The sequence below is a fragment of the Leifsonia shinshuensis genome (genome assembly GCF_013410375.1).
GTDB classification, from domain to species: Bacteria; Actinomycetota; Actinomycetes; order Actinomycetales; family Microbacteriaceae; genus Leifsonia; species Leifsonia shinshuensis.
Map to the genome: position 1 here is coordinate 1,931,550 of NZ_JACCFL010000001.1, position 21,339 is coordinate 1,952,888.

23 protein-coding genes are annotated in these 21,339 nt (G+C 72.6%); 17 read left to right on the top strand and 6 right to left on the bottom strand.

Going from position 1 to position 21,339, the window contains the following annotated elements:
* Nucleotide 1: 1 nt before the first annotated feature.
* The 7 genes from HNR13_RS09430 to HNR13_RS09460 all read left to right on the top strand — a co-directional run bounded on the left by HNR13_RS09430 (nucleotide 2) and on the right by HNR13_RS09460 (nucleotide 7,691).
* The gene (locus HNR13_RS09430) at nucleotides 2-2,194 is read left to right on the top strand and encodes an ATP-binding protein (RefSeq protein ID WP_179605515.1); all 2,193 of its coding nucleotides are present in this window, start codon (nucleotides 2-4) and stop codon (nucleotides 2,192-2,194) included.
* On the top strand, nucleotides 2,191-3,396 hold the full coding sequence (locus HNR13_RS09435; protein WP_179605516.1) for an acyl-CoA dehydrogenase family protein: 1,206 nt from the start codon (nucleotides 2,191-2,193) through the stop codon (nucleotides 3,394-3,396). The genes HNR13_RS09430 and HNR13_RS09435 overlap by 4 nt, the downstream gene beginning before the upstream one ends.
* Nucleotides 3,397-3,510: 114 nt before the next feature.
* Entirely contained in the window at nucleotides 3,511-4,296 is a 786-nt protein-coding gene (locus HNR13_RS09440; RefSeq protein WP_179605517.1) for a 3-oxoacid CoA-transferase subunit A, read from the top strand.
* The gene (locus HNR13_RS09445) at nucleotides 4,293-4,943 is read left to right on the top strand and encodes a CoA transferase subunit B (protein WP_179605518.1); all 651 of its coding nucleotides are present in this window, start codon (nucleotides 4,293-4,295) and stop codon (nucleotides 4,941-4,943) included. The genes HNR13_RS09440 and HNR13_RS09445 overlap by 4 nt, the downstream gene beginning before the upstream one ends.
* A complete protein-coding gene (locus HNR13_RS09450; protein ID WP_179605519.1) occupies nucleotides 4,940-5,428 on the top strand; it encodes a MaoC/PaaZ C-terminal domain-containing protein in 489 nt (162 codons plus the stop codon). The genes HNR13_RS09445 and HNR13_RS09450 overlap by 4 nt, the downstream gene beginning before the upstream one ends.
* The gene (locus HNR13_RS09455; RefSeq protein ID WP_179605520.1) at nucleotides 5,425-6,315 is read left to right on the top strand and encodes an HpcH/HpaI aldolase/citrate lyase family protein; all 891 of its coding nucleotides are present in this window, start codon (nucleotides 5,425-5,427) and stop codon (nucleotides 6,313-6,315) included. Before HNR13_RS09450 ends, HNR13_RS09455 begins: the two co-directional genes overlap by 4 nt.
* 170 nt (nucleotides 6,316-6,485) lie before the next feature.
* On the top strand, nucleotides 6,486-7,691 hold the full coding sequence (locus HNR13_RS09460) for an aldo/keto reductase (protein ID WP_246312739.1): 1,206 nt from the start codon (nucleotides 6,486-6,488) through the stop codon (nucleotides 7,689-7,691).
* Nucleotides 7,692-7,795: 104 nt separating this feature from the next.
* On the opposite strand, the gene HNR13_RS09465 is transcribed toward HNR13_RS09460, so the two are convergent.
* Nucleotides 7,796-8,380 carry a TetR/AcrR family transcriptional regulator gene (locus HNR13_RS09465; RefSeq protein WP_179605521.1) on the bottom strand — a complete coding sequence of 195 codons (585 nt, stop codon included), beginning with the start codon at nucleotides 8,378-8,380 and terminating at the stop codon, nucleotides 7,796-7,798.
* Nucleotides 8,381-8,561: 181 nt separating this feature from the next.
* On the opposite strand from HNR13_RS09465, the gene HNR13_RS09470 reads away from it, so the two are divergent.
* Nucleotides 8,562-9,911, top strand: coding sequence for a M16 family metallopeptidase (locus tag HNR13_RS09470; protein ID WP_179605522.1), 1,350 nt, complete (start codon nucleotides 8,562-8,564; stop codon nucleotides 9,909-9,911).
* A gap of 36 nt (nucleotides 9,912-9,947) precedes the next feature.
* Nucleotides 9,948-10,550 (top strand): histidine phosphatase family protein, encoded by a 603-nt coding sequence (locus HNR13_RS09475; protein WP_179605523.1) that lies wholly within the window; start codon nucleotides 9,948-9,950, stop codon nucleotides 10,548-10,550.
* Nucleotides 10,551-10,624: 74 nt separating this feature from the next.
* Here the strand turns inward: HNR13_RS09475 and HNR13_RS09480 are convergent, their stop codons facing one another.
* Nucleotides 10,625-11,116: a GNAT family N-acetyltransferase gene (locus HNR13_RS09480; protein WP_179605524.1), complete on the bottom strand. Its 492-nt coding sequence runs from the start codon at nucleotides 11,114-11,116 to the stop codon at nucleotides 10,625-10,627.
* A 59-nt stretch (nucleotides 11,117-11,175) separates the two neighbouring features.
* Here HNR13_RS09480 and dapB point away from each other — a divergent pair, with 59 nt between their 5' ends.
* On the top strand, nucleotides 11,176-11,955 hold the full coding sequence (dapB, locus tag HNR13_RS09485) for a 4-hydroxy-tetrahydrodipicolinate reductase (protein WP_179605525.1): 780 nt from the start codon (nucleotides 11,176-11,178) through the stop codon (nucleotides 11,953-11,955).
* An 8-nt stretch (nucleotides 11,956-11,963) separates the two neighbouring features.
* The gene (locus HNR13_RS09490) at nucleotides 11,964-12,419 is read left to right on the top strand and encodes a hypothetical protein (RefSeq protein ID WP_179603895.1); all 456 of its coding nucleotides are present in this window, start codon (nucleotides 11,964-11,966) and stop codon (nucleotides 12,417-12,419) included.
* On the opposite strand, the gene HNR13_RS09495 is transcribed toward HNR13_RS09490, so the two are convergent.
* The 4 genes from HNR13_RS09495 to HNR13_RS09510 form a co-directional block, all read right to left on the bottom strand.
* On the bottom strand, nucleotides 12,416-13,309 hold the full coding sequence (locus HNR13_RS09495) for a TIGR01777 family oxidoreductase (RefSeq protein WP_179605526.1): 894 nt from the start codon (nucleotides 13,307-13,309) through the stop codon (nucleotides 12,416-12,418). The genes HNR13_RS09490 and HNR13_RS09495 overlap by 4 nt on opposite strands.
* A gap of 4 nt (nucleotides 13,310-13,313) precedes the next feature.
* Complete coding sequence (locus HNR13_RS09500) at nucleotides 13,314-13,739, bottom strand: OsmC family peroxiredoxin (RefSeq protein ID WP_179605527.1); 426 nt, start codon at nucleotides 13,737-13,739, stop codon at nucleotides 13,314-13,316.
* Between the two features lie 104 nt (nucleotides 13,740-13,843).
* Nucleotides 13,844-14,323, bottom strand: a complete 480-nt coding sequence (locus HNR13_RS09505; RefSeq protein WP_179609310.1) for a DUF4395 domain-containing protein — start codon at nucleotides 14,321-14,323, stop codon at nucleotides 13,844-13,846.
* A gap of 2 nt (nucleotides 14,324-14,325) precedes the next feature.
* Entirely contained in the window at nucleotides 14,326-14,748 is a 423-nt protein-coding gene (locus tag HNR13_RS09510) for a thioredoxin family protein (protein ID WP_179605528.1), read from the bottom strand.
* 157 nt (nucleotides 14,749-14,905) lie between these two features.
* Here HNR13_RS09510 and dapA point away from each other — a divergent pair, with 157 nt between their 5' ends.
* The 6 genes from dapA to HNR13_RS09540 all read left to right on the top strand — a co-directional run bounded on the left by dapA (nucleotide 14,906) and on the right by HNR13_RS09540 (nucleotide 21,225).
* Nucleotides 14,906-15,883, top strand: coding sequence for a 4-hydroxy-tetrahydrodipicolinate synthase (gene dapA, locus HNR13_RS09515; RefSeq protein ID WP_179605529.1), 978 nt, complete (start codon nucleotides 14,906-14,908; stop codon nucleotides 15,881-15,883).
* A gap of 72 nt (nucleotides 15,884-15,955) precedes the next feature.
* A complete protein-coding gene (locus HNR13_RS09520; protein WP_179605530.1) occupies nucleotides 15,956-17,632 on the top strand; it encodes a ribonuclease J in 1,677 nt (558 codons plus the stop codon).
* Nucleotides 17,633-17,718: 86 nt separating this feature from the next.
* Nucleotides 17,719-18,777, top strand: a complete 1,059-nt coding sequence (locus HNR13_RS09525) for an efflux RND transporter periplasmic adaptor subunit (RefSeq protein ID WP_218881518.1) — start codon at nucleotides 17,719-17,721, stop codon at nucleotides 18,775-18,777.
* Entirely contained in the window at nucleotides 18,774-19,472 is a 699-nt protein-coding gene (locus HNR13_RS09530) for an ATP-binding cassette domain-containing protein (protein WP_179605532.1), read from the top strand. The genes HNR13_RS09525 and HNR13_RS09530 overlap by 4 nt, the downstream gene beginning before the upstream one ends.
* Entirely contained in the window at nucleotides 19,469-20,683 is a 1,215-nt protein-coding gene (locus tag HNR13_RS09535; RefSeq protein ID WP_179605533.1) for an ABC transporter permease, read from the top strand. The genes HNR13_RS09530 and HNR13_RS09535 overlap by 4 nt, the downstream gene beginning before the upstream one ends.
* Nucleotides 20,684-20,733: 50 nt before the next feature.
* Nucleotides 20,734-21,225, top strand: coding sequence for a GNAT family N-acetyltransferase (locus tag HNR13_RS09540; RefSeq protein ID WP_179605534.1), 492 nt, complete (start codon nucleotides 20,734-20,736; stop codon nucleotides 21,223-21,225).
* Nucleotides 21,226-21,339 lie beyond the last annotated feature (114 nt).

The following is a 21,339-nucleotide window of genomic DNA, read 5'->3' on the forward strand; positions in this document are numbered from 1 at the left end:
GATGACCGACCGCTCCTCCGTCCCGTTCGAGTCCGTCCTGGTGGCGAACCGCGGCGAGATCGCGTGCCGCGTGATCCGCACCCTGCGCCGGCTCGGCATCCGCTCGGTCGCCGTCTACAGCGACGCCGACCGCGACGCCCTGCACGTCCGGCTCGCCGACACGGCGGTCCGGATCGGGCCGGCGCCCGCCCGGGACAGTTACCTCTCCGTCGAGGCGATCGTCGACGCCGCGCGCCGCACGGGCGCGGCGGCCGTCCATCCCGGCTACGGCTTCCTCTCCGAGAACGCGGCGCTCGCCGAGGCCTGCGCGGCCGCGGGCATCGTGTTCGTCGGCCCGGGCGTGCACGCGCTGGAAGTGATGGGCGACAAGATCTCGGCCAAGCAGGAGGTCGGCCGCTCCGGCGTCCCGACCATCCCCGGCATCGCGGAGCCCGGCCTCGGCGACGACGAGCTCGTCGCGGCCGCCGAGCGGATCGGCTATCCCGTGCTGGTCAAGCCCTCGGCGGGCGGCGGCGGCAAGGGGATGCAGGCGGTGCACGTCGCCGCCGACCTCCCCGAGGCGCTGCGCGCGGCCCGGCGCGTCGCGGCCGCGGCCTTCGGCGACGACACGCTCTTCCTCGAGCGGCTGGTGGAGTCGCCGCGGCACATCGAGGTCCAGATCGTCGCCGACCGGCACGGCGCTGTGGTCCACCTCGGCGAGCGCGAGTGCTCCCTGCAGCGCCGTCACCAGAAGGTGGTCGAGGAGGCCCCGTCGCCGCTGCTCGACGCCGCGACGCGCGCACGGATCGGCGAGGCGGCCTGCCGGGTCGCGGCGAGCGTCGGCTATGTCGGGGCGGGGACCGTCGAGTTCCTGGTCTCGGCCGAGCGCCCGGACGAGTTCTTCTTCATGGAGATGAACACGCGCCTCCAGGTCGAGCACCCGGTCACCGAGCTGGTGACGGGCGTGGACCTGGTGGAGTGGCAGCTGCGGGTCGCGGCGGGGGAGCCGCTGGGCTTCGCGCAGGACGACATCCGGCTCTCCGGCCACGCGGTCGAGGCGCGCGTGTACGCCGAGAACCCGGAGCGCGACTTCCTCCCCGGCGACGGCGCGGTCCTCGCGCTGCGCGAGCCGGGCGGCGAGGGCGTCCGCGTGGACAGCGGCCTTGCCGCCGGGACGCGCGTCGTGACCGACTACGACCCGATGCTCGCCAAGGTGATCGCCTGGGGGCCGGACCGTGCGGGCGCCCTGGCCCGGCTCGACCGCGCCCTCGCCGGCACCGCGGTGCTCGGGGTCGTGAACAACATCGCCTGGCTCCGCGATCTCCTCGCCGACGACGAGGTGCGTGCGGGCGACATGGACACCACGCTGATCGACCGGCGGTTCTCCGCGCTGGAGCCGGTCCCGGCCTCCACCGCCGAGCTCGTCGCCGCGGCGCTGCTGGCGCACCGGGAGAGGGAGTCGTCCGCCCCGGGGGGCGTCGGAGCGCTGTGGGGTGCGCCCACCGGCTGGCGGCTCGGCGCGGCGCGTCCCGTGCGCTACGACGTGGACGGCAGGACCGTGCAGGTGCACGGCGAGCGCGTGATCGTGCCGGGACCGGACGGCGAGGCGCACGAGCACCCCGCCCGGATCACCGTGCAGCCCGGCGCCGCCGGCGAGCCCGACACTGTCGTGCTCGACCTCGACGGCGTGGTCACCCGCTTCGACGCGGCCCGCGAGGAGGGCACGATCTGGCTCGCGCACGACGGCCGCTCCAGCGCCCTCCGGCTGCGCACGCCGGCCGAGCGGCTGGCCGCCGCGCTCGCCGCACGCGAGCGCGGCGAGGCGGCCGCGCACCCCGAGGTCCGCTCGCCGATGCCGGGCACCGTCGTCGCCGTGCCGGTCGCGTCCGGCGCGGAGGTCGCGGCGGGCGACACGGTGGCCGTCGTGGAGGCCATGAAGATGGAGCACCGCCTGGTCGCCCCGATCGCCGGCACCGTGACGGTGAAGGTCGTGCCCGGCGACCTCGTGAAGCTCGACCAGCTCGTGGCCGTCGTGGACGCGCCCGAGGCCACCGAGCCCGCCGCCCAGGCCGTCGCTCAGGCCGACGCCGAAACCACCCCGAACGTCCCGCCCACCCCGGCGGACATCCCCGAGCCGACAGAATCGGCCGCCACATCCCGCGGCGAGCACGCCGCGGCAGGGACCGTCACCACAACAGACAGGAATCTCCGATGACCATGCAGCTGTCCAGCGCGGCCGACCTCGACGTCGCCGGCTTCGAGCTCACCGACGAGCAGCGCCGCCTCCGCGACGAGGTCCGCGACTTCGCCGACACCGTCGTCGCGCCCGCCGCCTACGAGTACGACACCAAGCGCAGCCTCCCGTACGACATCATCGCCGAGATGGGCCGGATGGGCCTGTTCGGCCTCCCGTTCCCGGTCGAGTACGGCGGCCAGGGCAAGGACTACCTCTCGCTCTGCCTCGCGGTCGAGCAGCTCGGCCGGGTCGACCAGTCCATCGGCGTGACACTGGAGGCCGGCATCGGGCTCGGCGCGATGCCGATCTTCCGCAACGGCACCGAGGAGCAGAAGCAGGAGTGGCTGCCGATGCTGGCGCGCGGCGAGGCGCTCGCCGGGTTCGGCCTGACCGAGGCCGACGCCGGCTCCGACGCCTCCGGCACGAAGACCACGGCGATCCTGCGGGACGGCGAGTGGATCCTCAACGGCAGCAAGCAGTTCATCACCAACTCCGGCTCGGAGATCACCAGGCTCGTCACGATCACGGCGGTGACCGGCGAGGAGCGGCGCGCGGACGGCTCGGTCAAGAAGGAGCTGTCGGCGATCATCGTCCCGACCGGAACGCCCGGCTTCGTCGCCGAGCCGGTCTACGACAAGGTCGGCTGGCACACCTCCGACACCCACCCGCTGACGCTGACCGACGTGCACGTGCCGGAGGCGAACCTCCTCGGCGAGCGCGGCCGCGGCTACGCGAACTTCCTGCAGACCCTCGACGAGGGCCGGGTCGCCTTCGCCGCGCTCTGCACGGGCGCCGCGCAGGGCTGCCTGGAGGAGGCGGTGCGCTACGCGAAGTCGCGCAACGTCTTCGGCCGGCCGATCGGCTCCAACCAGTACATCGCCTTCAAGATCGCGCGGATGCAGGCCCGGGTGCACGCGGCGCGGCTGGCGTACTACGACGCCGCGTTCAAGCTGATGGCGGGCAAGCCCTTCAAGATGGAGGCCTCCATCGCCAAGCTCGTCGGCAGCGAGGCCGCGATGGACAACGCCCGCGACGCGACCCAGATCTTCGGCGGCTACGGCTTCCTCAACGAGAACCCGGTCGCCCGGCACTACCGCGACTCCAAGATCCTCGAGGTCGGCGAGGGAACCACCGAGGTGCAGCTGATGATCATCTCGCGTGCCCTGGGTTTCGAGGCTTGACCCCCGCAACCGCCGAGTACGCGGATTATCTGGCGACTCGGCGGTTTCGGCGGTAGTTTTCCCGTACTCAATGGCGGGACACAGCTCGACGGTGAGGGAAGAAGGGGATTCAGCGTGATCGATAAGACGGTGGCGAGCGCTGCGGAGGCGGTGGCCGACATCCCGAGCGGCGCGAGCCTGGCCGTGGGCGGCTTCGGCCTGTGCGGCATTCCGAGCGCGCTCATCCAGGCGCTGCTGGAGGCCGGAACGACCGACCTGGAGGTGGTCAGCAACAACTGCGGCGTGGACGACTGGGGGCTCGGGCTCCTCCTCGCCCAGCGCCGCATCCGCAAGATGATCAGCTCCTACGTCGGCGAGAACAAGGAGTTCGCGCGGCAGTTCCTCTCCGGCGAGCTGGAGGTGGAGCTGACCCCGCAGGGCACGCTCGCCGAGAAGCTCCGGGCGGGCGGCGCCGGCATCCCGGCGTTCTACACCCCGGCCGGTGTCGGCACCCAGATCGCGCTCGGCGGCCTGCCGCGCCGCTACAACGACGACGGGTCGATCGCGGTCGCCAGCGAGCCGAAGGAGGTGCGCGAGTTCGACGGCGCGTCCTACGTGCTGGAGCGCTCGCTGCGCCCGGACTTCGCGCTCGTCCACGCGGCGAAGGGCGACCGGCACGGCAACCTGGTCTTCCACGCCGCGGCGATGAACTTCAACCCGCTCGCCGCGATGGCCGGACGCATCACCATCGCCGAGGTGGAGGAGCTGGTCGAGCCGGGCGAGCTCGCGCCGGGGGAGGTGCACCTGCCCGGGATCTTCGTCCAGCGCGTGGTGCACGCGCCGGACGTGGAGAAGCGCATCGAGCGGCGCACCGTCGCCGCGGCCGCCGCGGCCCCTGCCCAGGAAGGGAGCGTCCGATGAGCCTCACCCGCACCGAGCTCGCCGCCCGAGTGGCACAGGAACTGGAGAACGGCCAGTACGTCAACCTCGGCATCGGCATGCCGACGCTGATCCCGAACTACATCCCGGAGGGTGTCGAGGTCATCCTGCACTCCGAGAACGGTGTGCTCGGCGTCGGCCCCTACCCGGCCGACGCCGACGTCGACGCCGACCTGATCAACGCGGGCAAGGAGACCGTCACCGTCAAGCGCGGCGCCGCCTACTTCGACTCGTCGCTGTCGTTCGGGATGGTCCGCGGCGGCCACGTGGATGTCGCGGTCCTCGGCGCGATGGAGGTCTCGGCGACCGGTGACCTCGCCAACTGGATGATCCCCGGCAAGATGGTCAAGGGCATGGGCGGCGCGATGGACCTCGTCTTCGGCGCCAAGCGGCTGATCGTGATGATGGAGCACGTCGACAAGGAGGGCCGGCCCAAGATCCTCGCCGAGTGCACCCTCCCGCTCACCGGCACCGGCTGCGTCGACCGCATCATCACCGACCTGGCCGTGATCGACGTGACTCCGGACGGGCTCGTGCTGCGCGAGACCGCGCCGGGCGTGACGGTCGAGGAGGTCGTGGCCGCGACGGGCGCGCCGCTGGCGGTGCAGCTGGAGGGGGCTGCGTCGTGAAGGAGATCGAGCAGCGCGGCCTCTACTACGAGGAGTTCGAGCTAGAGACCCGCTACCTGCACCGCCCGGGGCGCACGGTGACGGAGGCCGACAACGTCCTCTTCACCACGCTGACCATGAACACGCAGGCGCTGCACCTGGACGCGGCCTGGTCGGCCCGGCAGCCGTTCGGCGAGCGGCTGATGAACTCGATGTGGACGCTCGCGACGATCGTCGGCGCGTCGGTCGCCCAGCTCACGCAGGGCACCATCGTGGCGAACCTCGGCTTCTCGGAGGTCTCCTTCCCGCATCCGCTCTACCACGGCGACACGCTCTACTCGGAGACGACGGTGACGGCCAAGCGGCTGTCGGCCTCCCGCCCCGGCCAGGGGATCGTGACGCTGGAGCACACCGGCCGCAACCAGGACGGCGTGGTGGTCGCCACCGCGATCCGCCAGGTGATGGTGTGGTGCCGCGACGCGCACCTCGGGACGAGCGACGAATGACCGCCTTCCGCGGCGTCGGCGCATTCCGCGGCGTCGGCGCATTCCCCGGCGTCGGCGCATTCCCCGGCGTCGGCGCATTCCCGTGGGGCCCGGCGCTGCTGTTCTGCCCGGCCGACCGCCCGGACCGCTACGCCAAGGCGCTGGAGCGCTCGGACGCCGTCATCCTCGACCTGGAGGACGCCGTCGACCCGGCGCGGCGGCCGGAGGCGAGGGAGGCCCTCGCCGCCTCCGATCTCGACCCGACGCGGGTGATCGTCCGGGTGAACCAGGCGGGCACCGACGACCACGCCGCAGATCTGTCCGCCCTGGCGCTGACGCCGTACACCGCGGTGATGCTGCCCAAGGCGGAGCGCCCGGCCGACCTCGCCGCCCTCGGCGGGCTGCGGGTGATCGCGCTGTGCGAGACCGCCGCCGGAGTGCTCGCCGCCCCCGAGCTGGCGGCGGCCCCGGAGGTCGTCGCGCTGATGTGGGGCGCGGAGGACCTGGTCGCGTCGCTCGGCGGCACGTCGAGCCGGCACCCGGACGGCCGCTACCGCGACGTCGCCGCGCACGCCCGCTCGGCGGTGCTGCTGGCCGCCGGAGCAGCGGGGAAACCCGCCATCGACACGGTCCACCTGGACATCGCGGACCTCGACGGGCTCGCGGCGGAGGCCGAGGACGCCGTCGCCGTCGGGTTCGCCGCGACCGCGTGCATCCACCCGTCCCAGGTGGAGACGGTGCGCGCCGCGTACCGGCCGGACGAGGCCCAGGTGGCCGAGGCCGTCGAGCTGCTGGAGGCGGCCCGCGCGGCGGGCGGGGGAGTGTTCCGCCACAACGGCAAGATGGTCGACGGACCGGTCCTTTCACACGCCCGCTCGGTGCTCCGGAGGGCGACTAGCACGTCGTGATGAAACTGTGATGAACGATTTTTCCGCCGTTCACCGGTTTGGTCGTGCCGTGTCGGCGGCATGCCGTACTCTGCCCTTAACGTTCCAGAGCAGAGCACCCTCGAATCGATTCGAGCCCCGAGTCGATCGTCAGCGTGAACACCCGCTCGAACGACTGGAAGGGGGACGAGATGCCACAGCTCCTTCCCCTGCGCCTGCTGGAGAGCGTCGGCCTCCGGCACCCCGCCGCAGCGGTCGCGGCCGACGCCGACGGCACGTCGGATCCGGCGCCCGCGTCGGCGGCTCGGCCGGCCACGACCTCGCCTCGGCCTCCCGCGCCGGCCTCCGCTGAGACCTTCTCCGCTGAGACCTTCTCCGCTGCGGCCGTCCCCGGGGCGACCTTCACCGAGCCCTCCACCGACACCGGCGGCCCGCTCGACATCGACCCGCGCCTGGAGCGCACCGGCCCGCTGTCGATCATCGCGCCCCGCCGCATCGGCGAGAGCGACCTCGCGGTGTACCCGCTCTCGCTCGGCGCGAGCGTCTTCGGCTGGACAGCCGACGGCGACACCTCGCTCGCCATCCTCGACCGCTTCGCGGCGCTGGGCGGCGACTTCATCGACACCGCCGACAGCTACGTCGGCGGCCGCAGCGAGGTCCTCATCGGCAAGTGGATGCACGAGCGCGGCAACCGCGACGACGTCGTGGTCGCCACCAAGGTCGGCCGTCACCACGAGAACCCGGGCCTCGGCTCGGTCAGCATCGTGCGCGCGGTGGAGGCCTCCCTGGAGCGCCTGCAGACCGACCACATCGACCTGCTCTACTTCCACGACGACGACCCCGAGGTGCCGCTGGAGGACAGCCTGGCGACCGCGGAGTGGCTCATCGAGACGGGCAAGGTCCGCTACCTCGGCGCGTCCAACTTCAGCGCGGACCGCCTGATCGAGGCGCGCGTGCTGGCCTCGGCCGGCCTGCCCAAGTTCGTCGCGATCCAGACCCAGTACAACCTCATGCACCGCGCCGAGTTCGAGAGCGCGCTGCGCATCGTCGCGGCCGCCCAGGGGCTCGCGGTCATGCCGTACTACGCGCTGGCCAACGGCTTCCTCACCGGCAAGTACCGCTCCAAGTCCGACCTGAGCGCCGACGCCCGCAGCGTCCGCGCCTCGGCGTACGTCAACCGCAAGGGCATGCGCGTCCTGGCGGTGCTGGACCGCATCGCCGCCGAGCACGCTGTGTCCCCGGCGAGCGTCGCGATCGCGTGGCTGCTGGCCAAGCGCACCATCGTCGCGCCGGTCGCGAGCGCCAGCCGCCCCGAGCAGGTCGACGGCCTGATGGCCGCGGCGGGCATCCGCCTCACCCGCGCCCAGATGCTCGAGCTCGACCGCGTCTCCGAGTAGCAGCCGTCGCTGACGGAGGACTCCCGCCTCATCCAGAGCCGGATGTCCTCCGTTCACTGACATCGGGCCGCGTGTCGCGCCCGATGTCCTCCGTTGCGTACGGCTCAGGCCTCGGCGAGGATGCGGTCGAGCGCGCGATGCAGCGCGGCGCCCGCCGCGATCGGGTCGCCCACGTAGCCGCCGGCCAGGGCGCCGTCGCGCGCGAGGATGAGGTCGTCCGCCGCGTCGCCCGGCCGCGGGTGGCCGATCTGGCGGAACAGCTCCTCGATGTGCTTCGCGTACCAGTCCCGGTGGGCGGTCACGGCGACGCGCACGGGGTGGTTCTCGTCGGCGAACTGCGCGGCGGCGTTGATGAACGGGTCGCCGCGGAAGCCGGGGCGCACGGCCTCTTCGTTGATGGAGTCCACGAGCGCGCGGGCGATCGCGGTCGGGTCGGAGAGCTGCGCCTCCTTCTCGAGGAACCAGTCGCGCACCTGGCGGTCGCGGCCCTCGACGTAGGCGATGATGAGCAGGTCCTTGGAGCGGAAGTGCTTGTAGAACGTCGCCTTCGTCACCCGGGCGCCCGCGATGATGCGGTCGACGCCGACGGTGTGGATGCCTTCCTGGTAGAAGAGTTCGTCAGCGGTCGCGAGGATCTTGATCTTCGACGGTGCGGGCGGCCGGATGGTCGCGCGGGCACTAACGACCATCTGGTCGTCTCCTCTCTCCGGGAGGCAGGGCCTCCGCTCATCTCTGAGACCCACCCGACCGGTCCAAGGGGGGACGACCGGTCGGGGTGGTGATCACAGTATATAGGTCGACAGACCAGTCTGTTTGTCCTCATTTTCCCAGTCTCCGTATTCGAACGGGGGCTGGCGTAGGGTTGAGGGGATGAACAGCGCAGTCGACCTCCCGCTCGGTCTGGCCGACCTCGCGTTCGCGGCCTCCGGTGAGGCGCTGGTTCGCCGCACGATCCTGCCGAACGGCGTCCGCATCCTCAGCGAGCAGGTCCCCGGCGCACGGAGCGCCACGCTCGGCTACTGGGTCGCCGTCGGCTCGCGCGACGAGACGGCCGAGGTGGCGGGCAGCCTCGGCTCCACGCACTTCCTCGAGCACCTCCTGTTCAAGGGCACGCGCACGCGCACCGCGCTCGACATCGCGGTCTCCTTCGACTCGGTCGGCGGCGAGCACAACGCCATGACGGCCAAGGAGTACACCTGCTACTACGCCAAGGTGCAGGACCGCGACCTCCCGATGGCCGTGGAGGTCATCGGCGACATGCTCACCTCGTCCGTGCTCGACCCGACCGAGTTCGAGAACGAGCGCGGCGTCATCCTCGAAGAGCTGTCGATGGCGGAGGACGATCCGGCCGACGCGGCCAACGAGCGGCTCTTCACCGCGGTGCTGGGCGACCACCCGCTCGGCCGCCCGATCGGCGGGAAGCCGGAGACGATCCGCGCAGCGACCCGTGACGCCGTCTGGAGCCACTACCGGGCCAACTACCGCCCGCGCGACCTCGTCGTCACGGCCGCGGGCGCGGTCGACCACGACGTGCTCGTCGCCGGGGTGCAGCGCGCGCTCGACGCCGCCGGCTGGGATCCGGACGAGCAGGCCGCCCCAGTGGACCGCCGTCCGTCCGCGCCCGTCGCGATCGAGCGCGGAGCGTCGGTGGTGACCGCGACGCGCCCGATCGAGCAGGCCAACCTGCTCATCGGCTGCCCGGGGATCGTCGCCACCGACGAGCGCCGCACCACCATGAGCGTCCTCAACTCCATCCTCGGCGGCGGGATGTCGAGCCGGCTGTTCCAGGAGGTCCGCGAGAAGCGCGGCCTCGCCTACGCCGTCTACTCGTTCTCCGGCTCCTACTCCGACGCCGGCGTCTTCGGGCTGTTCTCCGCCTGCGCCCCGGCGAAGGCCAGGCAGGTGGCCGAGCTGATGCTCTCCGAGCTGCACCGCCTCGCCGACGGCGGCGTGACGGCCGACGAGCTCCGGCGCGCCGTCGGGCAGCTCTCCGGCGGCGCCGCACTCGCGCTGGAGGACTCCGACACCCGGATGTCGCGGCTCGGCCGCGCCGAGATCAGCCTGGGGGAGTTCTCCGACCTCGACGAGAGCCTCCGGCGTCTGCACCTTGTCACCGCCGGTGACGTGCAGCAGCTCGCACGGGACCTGGCCGACCGCCCGGTCTCCATCTCCGCGGTGGGTGGCGTCGACGACGACGTCTTCTCCGGCCTCGTGGCCTGACCACCTCTCCATTCCGTTACATCGAAAGGTCTACCGGTGCCCCACTACCTCTACCTCGTGCGTCACGGCGAGCAGCAGGACGCCGAGCACGGCCTGCCGGACGGCCCGCTCTCCCCGCGCGGCAAGCGCCAGGCCCAGCTCATCGCGGACCGGCTCAGCGGACTGCCCCTCACCGGCATGTACCACTCGCCGCTCATCCGCGCCGAGGAGACGGCCTCGATCATCGCCGAGCGGATGCCCGCCGTGGTGCCGGAGCCGTCCAGCCTGCTGTTCGACTGCATCCCGTCCGGGCCGACGCCCGACATGCCGAAGGCATTCGAGTCGTTCTTCGGCTCCGTCACCGAGGCCGAGATCGACGCCGGCCGCGCCCAGATGGAGGACGCGGTGCACGAGTTCCTGACGCCCGCGATGGGCGACCGCCACGACCTGCTCGTGACCCACAACTTCGTCATCGGCTGGTTCGTCCGCCACGTCTTCGACGCTCCGGCCTGGCGCTGGCTCGGCCTCAACCAGGCCAACTGCGGCCTCACCATCATCCGCGTCCGCTCGGCCAAGCCGCCGGTGCTGGTCGTCCACAACGACCTCGGCCACCTCCCGGTCGAGCTGCGCACCGGCCTCCCCGAGCTCCAACCCGTCTAGGCAGCCATCCGTTCCTCACTTCCTCCCGCGACACGCCGGGTGGAGGCGGGAGGAAGTGAGGAAGCGATGGCCGCTCAGGTGAGGCGCTTGCGGAACCAGTCGGTGGCGTTCGGGTTGTCGTTGTAGGGCTGGATGCTCTCGTAGCCGTGGGAACGGTACAGGCCGCCTGCGGCCTCCAGGCTGGCGTTCGTGTCCAGCACCACCTCGGTGGCGCCGAAGCCGCGCGCGCGGTGCTCCAGCTCGGCGAGGATGGCGCGGCCGAGGCCCTGGCCGCGGTGCGCGGGCGCCACCCAGAGGTGCTTGATCTCGTAGCGGACGATCTGCTCGCCGTCCTCGGTCTCCGACAGCGGCACGGCCAGCTCGCGGATGCCGCCGCAGCCGGCCTCGCCGTCGTCGTACGCCAGCAGGAACACACCGGCCGGCGGCACGAACTGGCCGGGGTCGGGGAAGGTCGTGCGGTACGCCCCCTGGGCGGCGGGGAAGGTCTTCGCGCGCTCGGCGAAGTAGTCCGCCAGCATCCGGTGGGCGGTCGCGTCGGTGACGGAGACATCGGCAAAGGACACCATCGTCCCAGGCTAGACCGTGGACGCGGCCGGGGCCCGCATGCGGCGGGTAGGGTGGACGGGTGACTATTCGCGTGGCCGTGGCCGGGGCGACCGGCAAGCTCGGATCCGTGGCGGTGCGCCTGATCGAGGCGGCCGACGACCTGGAGCTGGTGGCCGCCCTCGACTCCCGCACTCCGCTCGACGCCATGCTCGGCGCCGACGTGCTGGTGGACATGACGCTCCCGCAGGTCAGCCCGGAGATCGTCGCCTTCGGCGTCGACCACGGACTCAAGGTGCTGGTCGGCACCTCCGGCTGGTCGGCCGACCGCATCCTCGACCTGGAGCGCCGCGTCGCCGGGCAGGAGGGCGGCGGAGCGGTCGTCATCCCGAACTTCTCGCTGGGCAGCGCGCTCGGCACGGCGTTCGCGACCGTCGCGGCGCGGTTCTTCGACTCGATCGAGATCATCGAGACCCACGGCGTCGGCAAGGTCGACTCGCCGTCCGGCACGGCCGTGCGGACCGCCGAGCTCATCGGCGCCGCCCGGCTGCAGCGCGGCCCGGTCGACGCCCCGCACACCGACCAGCGGGCGCGCGGCCAGCAGGTCGCGAGCGTGCCGATCCACAGCCTCCGGATGCGCGGCGTCGCGGCCCAGCAGCAGGTGATCTTCGGCGGCGCGGGGGAGACCCTCACCATCCGCCACGACACCATCGGCTCGGAGGCCTACGAGGCCGGCATCCTGCTCGCGCTCCGGGCGGCCGCGACCACCACCGGCGTCGTCGTCGGCCTCGACAAGCTGGTCGACCTGGGCATCGCCGAGCCGGATGGGGAACCGCCGCGTCCCACCGTCCGCGAAGTGTAGGACCGCCGATGCGCAACCGTCTCGCCGCCATCGTGATGGCGCTGATCCTCCTCGTCTACCTCGTGCTCGTCGTCCAGCGCGCCGTGCTGCTGATCGCGTCCGGCCAGCCGGTCGGGATCGCGATGGGCGTTGCGCTGATCCTGCTGCCCTTCGTCGCGGCGTGGGCGATCGGGCGCGAGCTGCTGTTCGGCGCCCGCACCGAGAAGCTGGTCAAGCTGATGGCGGCGGAGGGCACGCTGCCGGTGGACGACCTCCCGCACCGGGCAAGCGGCCGTCCGCTGCGCGACGCGGCCGACGCGGAGTTCCCGCAGTACAAGGCCGAAGTGGAGGCGGCGCCGGAGAGCTGGCGCGCGTGGTTCCGGCTCGGGCTCGCCTACGACGCGAGCGGCGACCGCCGCCGGGCGCGCGCCGCGCTGCGGCAGGCGATCGGGCTGTACCGGGCGGAGGAGCGGGCCGCCCGCTAGTCCGTGCGCTGCACCAGCCGCGCCATCGCGTCCCGCACCGTGGTGTCGCGGAACACGAAGCCGTCGTCCAGCAGCCGCTGCGGCAGCACGCGCTGATCCGCCAGCAGCAGCTCGCGCCCGGCCTCGCCCAGCGCGAGGTTCACGGCCGCCCGCGGCAGCGGGAGGCCGTACGGCCGGTGCACGGCCTTCGCGAGCGCGCGCAGCACCTCGCCGGCGGTCGCCGGCTCCGGGCCGACGACGTCGACGGGGCCGCTGAGGCCCGAGGTCAGGAGGTGGACGATCGCGGCGACCTCGTCGTGGAGGCTCACCCACGGCCAGTGCTGCCGCCCGCCCGCGATCGGGCCGAGCAGCCCGGCCTTCGCGAGCGGCAGCAGCGGCGCCATCGCACCGCCGTGGCCGACGACGACGCCCGTCCGGACGGTCGCGACGCGGGTGCCGGCCGGGGCGAGGTGCGCGGCGTTCTCCCACGCCTCCACGACGTCGGAGAGGAACCCGGTGCCCTTGGCGGAGTCCTCGGTGAGGGTCTCGCCCGGGCGGTCGCCGTAGTAGCCGACCGCTGCGCCGCTGACGAAGACGCCCGGCGGGTCCGCGGCCTGGCGCATGCCGTCCGCGAGCGTGCCGGTCGCGGCCAGGCGCGAGTCGAGGATGCGGCGCTTGTGCGCTGCCGTCCACGGCAGCCGGTTGAGCGAGGCGCCCGAGAGGTTGACGACGGCGTCCGCGTCGTCGAGCAGGCGCAGGTCGATGCTCCGGGCCGCGGGGGCCCAGGCGCGTTCGTCGGCCGCGCCGGGCTCCCGCCGCACCAGACGGAGGGCGTCGTGGCCCTCCGCCTTCAGTGCGCGGACGAGCTCGGTTCCGATCATGCCGGACGCGCCGGCGACGAGCACCCGCATCGTGTCAGGCCAGCGAGGCTTCGATCGTGATCGGGATGCCGACGAGCGCACGCGAGACCGGGCAGGTGCGCTTGGCCTCGTCGGCGAGCCGCTGGAAGTCCTCCTCGCCGAGCCCTGGCACCGTGGCCTCGACCAGGAGGTGGCTGCCGGTGATGCCCTCCGCGGGGTCGAACGTCACCGCGGCGGTCGTGCGGATGCTCTCCGGCGGCGTGCCGAAGGCGGCGAGGACGTTCGAGAACGCCATCGAGAAGCAGGCGGAGTGGGCGGCGCCCAGCAGCTCCTCCGGCGTGGAGGTCTCCGCGCCGCCCTCGGAGCGGGCCCTCCAGTTCACCGCGAGGGTCGCGGCTCCCGACGAGTCGAGGGACACCGAGCCGGAGCCGGACTTCAGATCGCCGGTCCAGACCGTGGTGGATTCGCTGGTGACTGCCATGGGGCCTCCTGTCGTTCGCGCCGACGGACCGGCGCGGGTCCGACCAGACTACTGTCGGCCTCCGGCGGGTCGACCGCCGCTCGGGGGATTCCCGGTTTCGCCCGTCAGGCCGTGCCGGCGCGGGTGCGGATCACGCCGGCCCGCACCAGCAGCAGGTAGATCTGGCAGCCGAGGCAGTAGCCGAAGGCGGAGTTGAGGAACGCGGCGACGAACGCGAGCGCCGCGGCGATCGGCAGGGCGAGCGGCACGCCGAGGACGAAGAGCAGCAGGCCGGCGCCGGTGACCACGAGGCCGACGCCCTGGGCGAACGTCGGCGGCGCGGGGTCCTCGAGCTCGGTCGGCGGCGCCAGCCGGGGGCGCACGGCGACGCGGTAGAGCACGCCGTACGGGTGCCTGCGCACCCCCGCGAACGCGCCCCAGGCGAAGAGCAGGGCGATCAGCAGGAGCAGCACCGCGGCGGCCGCGGTCGCCCCGACGAGCGCCAGGAAGATGTCGATCAGCAGCAGGACCGCGGTGATCCCGGCGCCGAAACGTGGCGAGCGCGGGTCGATACCGGATGCGGGGCGGTTCGGGTTCTCTGGCATGGTCACTCCGTCAGGATGCGGTCGAGGGCGCTGCGCACGTCATCGGGCCGTGCGGCCCCGGCGATCCGGCCGCGGACGGCGCCGCGGGCGTCGAGCAGCAGGGTGGTGGGGGTTTGCAGGACGCCGAACCGCCGGGCGAGCTCGGGCCGGACGGTCAGGTCAACGTCCAGGTGCTCGACGCCGTCCCGCTCGCGGGCGACGCCGGCGAGGACGCGCGCCGTGCCCGGGCACTGCGCGCAGAAGGCGGTGGAGAACTGCACGAGCGTCGCGCGCGAGCCGAGACCGGCAGCGCCGACGTCGGACGCCGTCACGAGGTCGGCGCGTGCCGCGCGGACGCGGCCGGTGCGCGCGCGCCACACCAGCCCGGCCGCGGTCGCGAGGGCGACCAGGCCGAGGACGACGAGAAGGGCGAGCGGGGCTGACATGGTGAGCGCGACGATACGCGCGCGTGCCGCCGTGCGAAGGCAATGTGACCGAAGATGACGCGGGCCCGCTCCTCCACGGGTCGGCGCGGACGCGGACTCTCCACAGATCGGCCGCCGGGGAGGCGGCCGCCGGGCCGGACCCGATAGCCTTGAGTTCATGGCTGCTCCCGCGAACCCCTTCGGCCAGGTGCTCGTCGCCCTGGTCACGCCCTTCACCGCCGACGGCGAGGTCGACTGGGCCGGCGTGGAGAAGCACATCGACGACGTCATCGTCGCGGGCGCCGACGGCATCGTCGTCACGGGCACCACGGGGGAGACCTCGACCCTCACCGACGCCGAGAAGCTGCGCCTCGTCGAGGTCGGCAAGGACGTCGCGGGCGGCCGGGCCAAGATCATCACCGGCGGCGGCTCCAACGAGACCGCCCACGCCATCCAGCTCTACAAGCAGAGCGAGAAGGCGGGCGCCGACGGCGTGATGATCGTCACGCCGTACTACAACAAGCCGACGCAGGCCGGCGTGCTCACCCACTTCCGCATGATCGCGGACTCGACGGACCTGCCGGTCATCCTCTACGACATCCCGGGACGCACCGGCATCCCGATCAAATACGAGACGATCCTGCGCATCGCCAAGCACCCCAACGTGCTGGCGATCAAGGATGCCAAGGGCGACTTCAGCGAGGTCAGCCGGGTGCTCAACCAGACCGACCTCCTGTACTTCTCCGGCGACGACGCCAACGTGCTCCCGCACCTCTCGATCGGCGCCACCGGCCTGATCGGCGTCACGGCCAACATCGCGGCCACGCCCTACCGGCAGATCGTCGACGCGGTCAATGCGGGCGACCTGGCCACGGCCACCGCCGCCCACAAGAAGCTCGAGCCCCTGGTGCGCGCCGTGATGACCCACGTTCCCGGCACCGTCGCGGCCAAGTACATCCTGCACGGCCTGGGGCGCATCTCCAGCCCGCGCGTCCGGCTCCCGCTGGTCGGCCCGGAGGAGTGGGAGGCAGCCCAGATCGAGGACGAGCTCGACCTCGTCCGCGACATCCCCGGCGCCGACTTCTCCAACTTCCGCCCCGACCGCAACGCCGCAGCAGGCGGCGCGCTGCCCAAGGTCGCCGGGGCCACACGCTAGGGCCGCTCAGCGGCCGGTTCCACCCCGGGCCACCGCCCGGACGCACGTACACACCTGAACATTGGAGGGCAGATGCCCAACCTCGTCTCCGAGCCTCCGGCTCTCGAACCCGGAACGCTCCGGATCATCCCCACCGGCGGTCTCGGCGAGATCGGCCGCAACATGACCGTCTTCGAATACGAAGGCAAGCTCCTCATCGTCGACTGCGGCGTCCTGTTCCCCGAGCAGGACCAGCCGGGCGTCGACCTGATCCTGCCCGACTTCGCCCCGGTCCGCGACCGGCTCGACGACGTGCTCGGCGTGGTGCTCACCCACGGACACGAGGACCACATCGGCGCGGTGCCCTACCTGCTCAAGCTGCGCGCCGACATCCCGCTCATCGGCTCGGGCCTCACGCTCGCGCTCGTGGAGGCGAAGCTCAAGGAGCACCGCATCCAGCCGTACACGCTCACGGTCGCGGAGGGGCGCACCGAGCAGCTCGGCCCGTTCGACCTGGAGTTCGTCGCGGTCAACCACTCCATCCCCGACGCGCTCGCCGTGGCCATCACCACGCCCGCCGGCACGGTGCTGCACACCGGCGACTTCAAGATGGACCAGCTCCCGCTCGACGACCGGCTCACCGACCTGCGCGCCTTCGCGCGGCTGGGCGAGAGGGGCGTCGACCTGTTCATGGCCGACTCCACCAACGCCGACGTCCCCGGCTTCACGCCGCTGGAGCGCTCGATCGGCCCGGTGCTCGACACCGTGATCGCCCGCGCCCCGCGCCGGGTGATCGTCGCCAGCTTCTCCAGCCACGTCCACCGCGTCCAGCAGGTGCTCGACGCCGCCGCCGCGAACGGCCGCCGGGTCGCGCTGCTCGGCCGCTCGATGGTGCGCAATATGACCATCGCCGCCGAGCTCGGCTACCTCAAGGTGCCCGAGGGCGTGCTCATCGACTACAAGAAGGCCGCCGACCTGCCCGACGACGAGATCGTCTACATGTCGACCGGCTCCCAGGGCGAGCCGATGGCGGTGCTCGCGCGCATGGCGAACCTCGACCACCAGATCGAGGTCGGCCACGGCGACACGGTCATCCTGGCCTCCAGCCTCATCCCCGGCAACGAGAACGCCGTCTACCGCGTGATCGACGGGCTGACCAAGCTCGGCGCGAACGTCGTGCACAAGGGCAACGCCAAGGTGCACGTCTCCGGCCACGCGGCCGCGGGCGAGCTGCTCTACTGCTACAACATCCTCAAGCCGCGCAACGTGATGCCCGTGCACGGCGAGTACCGCCACCTGGTGGCCAACGCCCGGCTCGCGATGGACACCGGCGTCCCCGAGGCGAACACGATCATCGCCGAGGACGGCACCGTGGTGGACCTGCGCGACGGGGTCGCCCGCGTGGTCGGCCAGCTCGACCTCGGCTTCGTGTACGTGGACGGCTCGAGCGTCGGCGAGATCACGGACGCCGACCTCAAGGACCGGCGGATCCTCGGCGAGGAGGGCTTCATCTCGATCATCGTCGTGGTGGAGGCCGCCAGCGGCCGCATCGTCACCGGCCCGGAGATCCACGCCCGCGGCTTCGCGGAGGACGACGCGGTGTTCGACGACGTCAAGCCGAAGATCGCCGCCGCGCTCGCCGATGCGGCGCACAACGGCGTCCGCGACTCGCACGCGCTGTCGCAGGTCGTGCGCCGTACCGTGGGCCGCTGGGTCAACACCAGCTACCGCCGCCGTCCGATGATCGTGCCGCTCGTCATCGAGGCGTGAACGGGGTTTCTGAGAGAACCTATAAGATCGGACTCACGTGACGCCGGGGGCCGGCGCACGCGAGTGAAAGGCTGCATGTGGGGGTCATGCGACGCTGGGTGTTCCCGGCCATCCGTATCGTCCTGGTCGCGGCGATCGCCGTCGCGCTGGTGAAGCTGGCGTTCTTCCCGAGCGGGGAGGCGACGGCGGCGGACCCGGCGACGCCGACCGGCGAGCTGACGGACCCGGTCGCCACGGTGGCGACCGGCACGATCGTGAACGACGTGACCGTGACCGGTTCGATCGTCGCCGACGACGCCGTCCCCGCGCGGGCGACCGCCGCGGGGACGGTCAACAAGGTGCGGGCGACGGTCGGCCAGCCGGTCGAGGCCGGTGCGGTGCTCTTCGACATCCGGGTCGAGACGCCGCGCGACCCTGTCCTGGAGACGCTGCCGGACGGTTCGCAGGTCCTTACCGAGCGGAAGCCCGCCGTCAGCTACGTGGAGGTCGACGCGCCCATCGCCGGCGTGCTGAGCGAGCTGCCGGTTCTCGCGGGCCAGAGCGTCTCGATCGGCGACAAGGTCGGCTCCGTCGCGCCTCCGACGTTCTCGGTCACGGCCAAGCTGCCCGCCGAGCAGCAGTACCGCCTGGTCGACCGGCCGACCGAGGGGACGGTCACGGTCAAGGGCGGCCCCGCCCCGTTCACCTGCACCGGGCTGACCATCACGACGCCGCCGGCGACCGCGGCCGACACGGCGCCGAACACGCAGCCGGGCACGGGCGCCGGCGGCGGCGGAGGAGGCGACGCGACCACGACCGTGCGCTGCGCGGTCCCTGCCGCGGTGCGGGTCTTCGCCGGGCTGCGCGCCGACGTGACGATCTCCGCCGGTCGCGCCGAGAACGTGCTGACCGTGCCGACCACGGCGGTGAAGGGCTCGAGCGAGAAGGGCATCGTCTACGTCCCCGACGCGAAGGGCGGCGATCCGGCGGAGGTCGAGGTCGCGCTCGGCCTCACCGACGGCACCTCCGTCGAGGTCAAGTCAGGCCTGAAGGAGGGCGACAGCGTGCTGCAGTTCGTGCCGGGCGCCACGACGCCGGCCGGCGGCTGCATGCCGAGCGGCAACGGGGTGGTCTGCACGGACCCCGGCGCGGTCACCGGGCCGTGACCGCGCTGCTGCGGCTGAGCGGGGTGACCAAGACCGTCCGGATCCCCGACGCCGCGCCGCTCACCATCCTGGACGGCGTCGACCTGGTCGTCGAGCCGGGCGAGCGGGTGTCCGTCGTCGGCCGCTCCGGGTCGGGCAAGTCGACACTGCTCAACATCCTCGGCCTCCTGGATTCCCCGAGCAGCGGCGCCTTCGAGTTCGAGGGCGTGCCCGTCGAGCGGATCGGCGGCCGCGCCCGCGACCTGCGTCGCGGCGCCGACGTCGGGTTCGTCTTCCAGCAGTTCAACCTGCTCTCCGGCCGCACCGCCCTGGAGAACGTCATGACCCCGCTGCTCTACGCGACCGGCCGGCGATTCTGGCGGCGCAGGGCGCTGGCGACCGAGATGCTCGAGCGGGTCGGCCTCGGCCACCGGCTCGACTCGCTGCCGGAGGTGCTTTCCGGCGGCGAGCAGCAGCGCGTCGCCATCGCGCGGGCGCTCGTGCGCGGCCCGCGGCTCATCCTCGCCGACGAGCCGACCGGGGCGCTCGACGTCGAGACCGGCGCGAGCGTGATCGACCTGCTCGAAGAGGTGGCCGCCGAGAACGACGCCGCCCTGGTCGTCATCACCCACGACCCGGCCGTGGCCGCGCGCTCCGAGGTGCGCTACCGCCTCGACGCCGGGCGCCTGCACGCCGCGGCGGGGGTCGCCGCGTGAACGCGCTCGCCGCGCTGTGGGGTGCGATCGTGGAGGCCTGGCAGGAGCTGCGCATCCACCGCACCCGCGTACTGCTCTCGCTGATCGGCGTCGGCGTCGCGGTGTGCGCGCTCAGCTCGGTCGTCGGGCTCGCGAACATCGCCGAGCAGGGGATGCGCGAGAACAGCGAGCGCTGGGGCGGCCGGCCGGCGCTGATCGCGGTCTTCCCGTCGGGGGAGGGCTCCGCGAGCGAGACGCGCCTGGACGCGGCGTGGGCCGCGATCCTGAAGCGCCACGACATCCGGTACTCCTCGAAGGTCGGCTCGTCGGCCCTCCCCGTCCAGTTCCGGGACGGCGTGACGACGGTGCCGGTGCAGACCGTCGACCCGTCCTACGCCAGGATGCACCGCACGGTGGTCGCCCAGGGCCGCTGGTTCCTGGCGGCCGACGAACAGCTGCTCGCCCCTCCGGTCATCGTCAACGAGGCGTTCTGGCGCAGGCTCGGCTCGCCGTCGCTCGCCGCGCACCCCACCGCCACGGTCCGGAAGGGCGAGACGAAGGTCACGGCGGTCGTGGTCGGCGTGATGAAGACGCCGGACGCGCCGGACGACGCGACCGCGATCATCCTGAACTCCGCCCTCGACCGGCTGACCGGGGGCCGGAACGCGGACTACGGGCCGCCGTCGCTGGAGGCCTGGGTGCCGCCGGAGCGCGCCAAGCCGCTGGTCGACGCGATCACGGCCGAGTTCGACCAAGCGCTCGGGCAGGGCGCCGTCAGCGTCAGCCGCAACGACTACCTCGCTCACCAGGACAGCGACCCGCTGCTGTATTTCAAGCTCGTCGTCGGCGGTGTGGCGGTGCTCATCCTGCTCCTCGGCGCGCTCGGGCTGGTCAACATCGCCATGGTGACGGTGCGGCATCGCATCCGCGAGATCGGCGTGCGGCGCAGCTTCGGCGCGACCAGCGCCCGGGTGTTCTTCGCGGTCATGATGGAGAGCGTGGTCGCGACGGTGGTGGCGGGCGCGGCCGGTGTCGGCCTGTCCGTGCTGATCGTCAAGAGCCCGTGGGTGGAGGAGCTGCTCGGCCGGGGGATGATCGCGGACATGCCGCCGTTCCCGGTGGAAGCCGCCGTGCTCGGGCTGGTCGCCGCGACCGCGGTCGGCGCGCTGGCGGGGCTGCTGCCCGCGCTCGTCGCCGTCCGGGTGAAGGTCATCGACGCCATCCGGTACTGACCGAGCGGTCTGTAACCCGCACGAAACACGGCGGCGAGTAGCGTTCAGCCATGGCAGGGTTCCGGATCCGGCAGGCGGCGGCGGAGGATGCGCGCATCCTCGCCGACATGCTCGTCGAGGCCGCGAACTGGAACGCTTTGCGCGCACGCCCGCGCGTCGCCGTGCTGGAGGACCCGAAGGTGCTGCGCTACGTCGCCGGCTGGAAGCGGCCGGGCGACTTCGGCTGCGTCGCCGAGGACACCCACGGCGCCCCAGTGGGCGCCTGCTGGGCGCGGCTGTTCCCCGCCGACGAGCCGGGGAGCGGGTTCGTCGCGGTCGGCGTGCCGGAGCTGACGCTCGGGGTCAACACGCAGTGGCGGGCGCAGGGCGTCGGCCGCGCGCTCCTGCAGGAGCTCGGGAGGCTGGCCGCCGGCTCCGGTGCGAACCGGCTCAGCCTGAGCGTCGAGCGGGCCAACTTCGCCCAGCGGCTCTACGTGAGCGAGGGCTACATCACGGTGGAGTCGCGAGCGACCGCCGACACGATGGTGCGCGCCGTCCGCTGAGGCGCGTTCCCCCGCAGCGTGGTCCCTCACGGCCGGCGTCCCTCACAGCCGCGCCACGCCGCCGATTTTCCCCGATTCCAGCGCGTGATCCGCCCCCCTGCCGGGGGTCCGAAG